Source organism: Mycobacterium sp. TH-M11 (genome assembly GCF_057473725.1).
Genome location: NZ_JBYCLD010000328.1, coordinates 1 through 5743, shown reverse-complemented (window position 1 = coordinate 5743; position 5743 = coordinate 1). Strand labels below are relative to the sequence as shown.

Genomic DNA, 5743 nt, shown 5'->3' with positions numbered 1-5743 from the left:
ACTGACCGCAGCATGCTACTGGCGGGCCGCGGGCGTACCAGTTGCGGCCACCAGAACCAGCGGCCCAGCAGCGCGGCTATCGACGGGGTCATGAACGCCCGCACGACCAACGTGTCGAACAACAGACCGAGGCCGATGGTGGTGCCCAGTTGGGCAACCGTGACCAGGTCGCTGACCGCCATCGACGCCATGGTGAAGGCAAATACCAGGCCCGCGTTGGTGACGACCTTGCCGGTGCCGGCCATTGCACGAATGATGCCGGTGTTGATGCCGGCGCCCAGTTCTTCTTTCATCCGGGAAACCAGCAACAAGTTGTAGTCTGATCCCACTGCCAACAGGACGATCACCGACATCGCGAGCACCGCAAAATGCAGTTGTATGCCGAGCAGGTACTGCCATACCAGAACCGCGAGACCGAACGACGAGCCCAACGACAACGCGACAGTGCCCACGATGACCAGGGCGGCAACCGAACTTCTCGTCATGATCAACATGACCGTGAAAATCAGGCAGAGCGCCGCGACGCCGGCGATCACGAGGTCCCATTTGGAACCGTCGACCATGTCCTTCAGCATTGCGGCGGTGCCGGTGAGATAGATTTTCGCGTCTTCGAGCGGGGTGCCTTTGAGCGCCTCCTCGGCCGCGGTCTTTATGGGCTCGACCCGGGAAATGCCTTCAGATGTCGCGGGATCGCCGCTTTGGGTAATGATCATGCGGACGGCTTTGCCGTCCGGCGACAGGAAGATTTTCAGGACGCGCTTGAAATCTGGGTTCTTGAAGGCTTCCGGCGGCACGTAAAAGGAGTCGTCGTTTTTGGCGGCGTCGAATGCCTTTCCCATGGCCGTCGGATCGTTGCTCGATTCGTCCATCTCGCCGAAGATGCCGGACATGCTGCTGTGCATCGTCAGCAACATGGTCCGCATGCCCTGCATGATCTGGATCATCTCCGGGAACTGCGCGAGCAACTGCGGCATGAGCACGTCGATTTTGTCGAGGTCGGCGATCAGATCATGCAGCTTGTCGCTGATGTCGTCGACTCCGTCGATTGAATCGAAGATGGACCTGAGCGAATAGCAGATCGGAATATTGATGCAGTGTTTTTCCCAGTAGAAATAGCTGCGGATCGGGCGCCAAGTATCTTCGAAGTCGGCAATATGGTCACGCAGTTCGAAGGTGATCTTCTCCATGTCATGCGTCTCGCCGACCATGTGATGGGTCGTGCTCGCGAGATCCTGCATCAGCGCGTACATCCGCTGCATGATCCCGATCGTTTCGCCGAGCTCGTCAGCCTGCTTGAGCATGTCCTTCATGCGGTCTTTTTGGAATGCCATATTCTGCAGCATGGCGGCCTGCTGCATGCTCAGCATGAAGGGAATGCTGGCATGCGGGAGCGGGGCGCCGGTGGGCCGAGTTATGGACTGGACATTGGCAACACCTTGAACGCCGAAGACGGCCTTCGCCAGTTTCTCCAAAACCAGAAAATCTGCCGAATTTCGCAGGTCGTGGTTGGCCTCGACCAAGAGAATCTCCGGCGACATCATCCGAGCGGACGGAAAATGCCGGGATGCGGCGGCATATCCCAGGTTGGCCGGAATATTTTGTGGGATATATTTCTGGTCGCTATATCCGGGTTTATATCCGGGCAGCGTCGACAGCCCGATAAGGGCGACCGCCACTGTCACGGCCAAGATCGCGCCGGGCCAGCGGACGATCGCCGTCCCGATCCGCCGCCAGCCGCGGAAATCGATCGCCCGTTTACGGTCGAAAACCCCGAAGCGACTGCCGAGCGCGATAACCGCCGGAGTCAACGTCAGGGCCACCGCGACCGCCACCAGTATTCCCACCGCGCACGGCACGCCCAGCGGCTGAAAATACGGCAGCCGGGTAAAGCGGAGGCAGAAAAGCGCCCCTGCGATCGTCACGCCTGACGCCAGGACGACGCGCGAGACGCCGCGGTACGTGGTGTAGTACGCCGTTTCCCGATCCTCGCCGGCCTGGCGCGCTTCTTGGTACCGCCCGGTGAAAAATATCGCGTAGTCGGTCCCGGCCGCTATCACGATCGACACCAGCAGATTGACCACGTACGTGGACAGGCCGATGAGCTGGTGATATCCGAGGAACGCGATGATTCCGCGAGCTACTTGTAGCTCGATCCACACCATCGACAAGAGCAGCAGGACAGTGACGACCGAACGGTAGACGAAGAGCAGCATGACGAAAATCACCGCGAGGCTCACCGCGGTCACCAAAAGGACCGTGCGCTCGCCGCTGCGGCCCATATCCGAAGCGATCGCCGCCCCGCCCGTGACGTATGCCGTGACCCCCGGCGGCGCAGGTGTTCGCGCCACGATGGCCCGGACGGCCTCCGCCGAATCATTTGCCATGGCCGCGCCCAGGTGACCGACCAGATCCAACTGGACGTACGCGGCCTTGCCATCAGCGCTTTGCGCCGCGCCCGCGGTCAGTGGGTCACCCCAGAAGTTGTGCACGTGTTGCACGTGCTTCGGGTCGTCCTCGAATTGAGTGATCAACCGGTTGTAGAACCGGTGAACGGCATCGCCGAGGGGTTGCTGGCCCTCCAGCACGACCATCACCGCGGTCTCGGAATTGGCTTCGCCGAAGTCTTTGACCATGTGATCCGCTGCCGCAAACGACGGCGCATCGCTGGGCACCAGCGACACCGCGCGCTCCCGCTCGACCTGCTCCAGAGAGGGGACGCCGATGCTCACCAAAACGGTGATCGCCAACCACGCCAACACGATCGGCACCGACAGCCGGCGAATCGTCTGCGCCACCCGCGGTCGACTGTCGTGCAGTTGATGGTTGCTCATGAGGCCTTCAGTGCGCAGAACGTGAACGCGTTCGTTTCATGGGTGATCTTCTCGGCCTTGACCACGCCGTCGACCACGATGCGACACCCGATGTCGTCGCTGTCGCCTTGCGCCACCACGCTGCCCACGGCGGTTGCCTCGGTCATCGCGAACGTCAGCGACCACGGCAGATGCGCCTCATCGATGCGTTTCGGGTCGGCGTTTTCGTCGAAGTAGCTGACCCGCGCGACGGTGCCCGGCGGTCCGAAAACCTCGTATGTCAGGTGCTTGGGGTCGAACGGCTTGGCGGCGCCGATTTGGCTATCGGCATACGGTGGCCGCTTCTCGGTTCCGAAGATGCCGTGCAGGCGTGACACGGTCAATCCGCCGGCGCCGATCACGATCACGATCAGCAACGGAATCCAGACCTTCCGTATCGCCCGAAAGAGCGTGATACGCCGTCGACGATTCGGTCGAGGTGCGCGAGGCGGGAGTGGATCTTGACCAACGGGTTGCGCACGAGAGTCTCCACCGCCCGACAGCTGGGACAGTTCGGGCGAGTCCTCGGTCGCGCCGCCGGACCAGGCTTCCGCAACGTCGACGTCGCGTATACCGGGTTCGACCACCGCGCCAACCTTCCACCTGTCGACGCAATCGGGATTGACCGTCGACGGATCGATGCTCATCGGTTCTGCAGACCGCTCAGTTCAACATGAGTCGAACAGGTCCAAACCATACTCAAACTCGTCACGGTGAATCCAGTCTTTCGGACAAATCAGCGGCACTTCCGGCTTGCACATCCGAACTTTCGAGGACACTACTAGGCACGAGTACTATAGGGTGACCCGCTATGGCGACCCCGACGCGCGTCGAATCGACCACGCCGCCCGAGGCCAGCGGGCGCTTTCCCACTCGCCAGTTCCTCACCGTGATGACGACGATCGGCGGCATGCAGCTGATGGCGGCGATGGACGGTCCTGTCGCCGTCTTTGCGCTTCCCAAGATCCAGAACGAGCTGGGCCTCTCGGACGCCGGGCGTAGCTGGGTGATCACCGCGTACGGGCTGACGTTCGGCGGCCTGATCCTGCTGGGTGGCCGGCTCGGCGACACCATCGGCCGCAAACGCACGTTGCTCGTCGGGGTTGCCCTGTTCACTTTCGCCTCGGCGGTCTGCGGCATCGCGTGGGACGGGGCCGCCCTCGTCGCGGCCAGGCTGCTGCACGGCGCCGCCGCCGCGATCGTGGTGCCGACCTGCATGGCGCTGGTGGCGACCACGTTCCCGAAGGGGCCGACCCGCAATGTCGCGACCGCGGTCTTCGGCGCGACGGGCGCTATCGGCGCGGTGCTGGGCCTGGTGGTGGGTGGCGCGCTCACCGGGGTGTCGTGGCGGCTGGCGTTCCTGGTCAACGTGCCGATCGGGCTGCTGGTGATCTACCTGGCCCGCACCAAGCTGGCCGAAACCTGCAAAGAGCGGACGAAGCTCGATGCTGCCGGGGCGGTGCTGGCGACATTGATCTGTGGTGCAACGGTTTTCGGCTTGTCGATGGGGCCGGAGAGGGGATGGCTGTCGGCCACGACGATCGGCCCGGGCCTGGTAGCCGTGGCCGCGTTCGCGGCATTTGTCGTCGTGGAGCGGACGGCCGAGAACCCGATCGTGCCGCTCGGCCTGTTCCTCGACCGCAATCGGGTCGCCACCTTCGCGGCGATGTTCCTGGTCCGCGGGATCGGCTTCGCCATGACCGTGCTGCTGGCCATGTATGTGCAAAGCATCATGGGTTACAGCCCGCTGCGCGCAGCCGTCGGCTTCATTCCGTTCGCCATCGCGATGGCGATCGGAACAGCCGCGTCGTCGCGGCTGGTGACGCGATTTCCGCCGCGGACGATGGTGGTCGCCGGCGGCGTCGTGCTGTTGGGCGCCACGCTGTACTGCTCGACGCTGGACAGCAGCATCCCGTACTTCCCGAACCTGGTGGTGCCTATCGTCGTCGGCGCTATCGGTCTCGGCGTGATCAGTGTCCCGTTGGCGCTGTCGCTGTTCGCCAGCGTCGGTGCCGACCGCATCGGGCCCGCGTCGGCGATCGCGGTGATGCTGCAGAACATCGGCGGGCCGCTGGTCCTGGTCGCCATCCAAGTCGCGATCACGTCGCGCACACTGCACCTCGGCGGCACCAGCGGGCCGGTGAAGACCATGAACCCCGCCCAGCTGCAGGCGCTGGACCACGGCTACACCCATGGCCTGCTGTGCCTGGCCGGCGTGGTCATTGCGCTCTGCGGGGTGGCGTTGCTCATCGGCTACACCGCGCAGCAGGTGGCGCATGCCCAGAAGGTCAAGCAAGCCGTCGGCGCGGCGGATCTCTAGTCGATCTGGCCGGTCAGACCGAACTCCGCCAGCGCGCGGGCAGCGCGCTCGCGCAAGGCGGGCTTGGAATTCTGCGCGCCCGGCTGGTAGGCCAGGACGTGGATGACGACCCGACCGGGAATCCGAAAAGACAGCAGCTGCATCTGCCCGCCGATTCGCTCGAGCCACCGTCGGGTGACGCGTTGCCGTGTCCCCCTCGCGAACGCGTACTCGGCCTCGGTGCCGTCGAGTCGGTTCACCACCTTGCCGACGTCGCCGAGGTTGGAACACACCACCGGGTGATCCGGGTCGGCAAACGCGTTGGCGACCGCCTTGCGCCACGTCCACTTCGGCGTGAACGGGGTCAACGCCTCGAGCGCCGATGACTCATGGGGCGTTTCCCGCAGCGTCGTCAGCGCCTGCTTGATGTCGGCGCGGGCATCGCTCAGGTCGGCCGTGACTCGCGTCGGATCGACGTGCACCCGGGCCAGTGACACGGCGACCGCACGCGTGTCACCCTCGGCGCGATCGCTCATCACGAGTTGAACGGTGACCGCGCCGTCGTGTCGGTGTCCCATGTACTCCCCGAGCTTGG

General features: G+C 64.0%; 3 protein-coding genes and 1 pseudogene. 1 reads left to right on the top strand and 3 read right to left on the bottom strand.

Translation table 11 applies throughout. From position 1 onward, the window contains the following. Together AC2VOG_RS13350 and AC2VOG_RS13345 are read right to left on the bottom strand one after the other, a co-directional pair. Positions 1–2831 (bottom strand): MMPL/RND family transporter (locus tag AC2VOG_RS13350; protein ID WP_486940374.1); only part of this gene is annotated, 2831 nt, incomplete at its 3' end. Further along, positions 2828–3247 carry an MmpS family transport accessory protein gene (locus AC2VOG_RS13345; RefSeq protein WP_486940375.1) on the bottom strand — a complete coding sequence of 140 codons (420 nt, stop codon included), beginning with the start codon at positions 3245–3247 and terminating at the stop codon, positions 2828–2830. The genes AC2VOG_RS13350 and AC2VOG_RS13345, both read right to left, overlap by 4 nt. 413 nt (positions 3248–3660) lie before the next feature. Here AC2VOG_RS13345 and AC2VOG_RS13340 point away from each other — a divergent pair, with 413 nt between their 5' ends. Beyond that, on the top strand, positions 3661–5169 hold the full coding sequence (locus AC2VOG_RS13340) for an MFS transporter (RefSeq protein ID WP_486940373.1): 1509 nt from the start codon (positions 3661–3663) through the stop codon (positions 5167–5169). Here the strand turns inward: AC2VOG_RS13340 and AC2VOG_RS13335 are convergent. Next, positions 5166–5743, bottom strand: a pseudogene (locus tag AC2VOG_RS13335) (hypothetical protein); the annotation flags it as partial. The gene AC2VOG_RS13340 and the pseudogene AC2VOG_RS13335 overlap by 4 nt on opposite strands.

Coding starts and splice junctions, on each gene's coding strand:
- AC2VOG_RS13340 (WP_486940373.1), top strand. CDS start 3,661: ATGGCGACCCCGACGCGCGTCGAATCGACCACGCCGCCCGAGGCCAGC.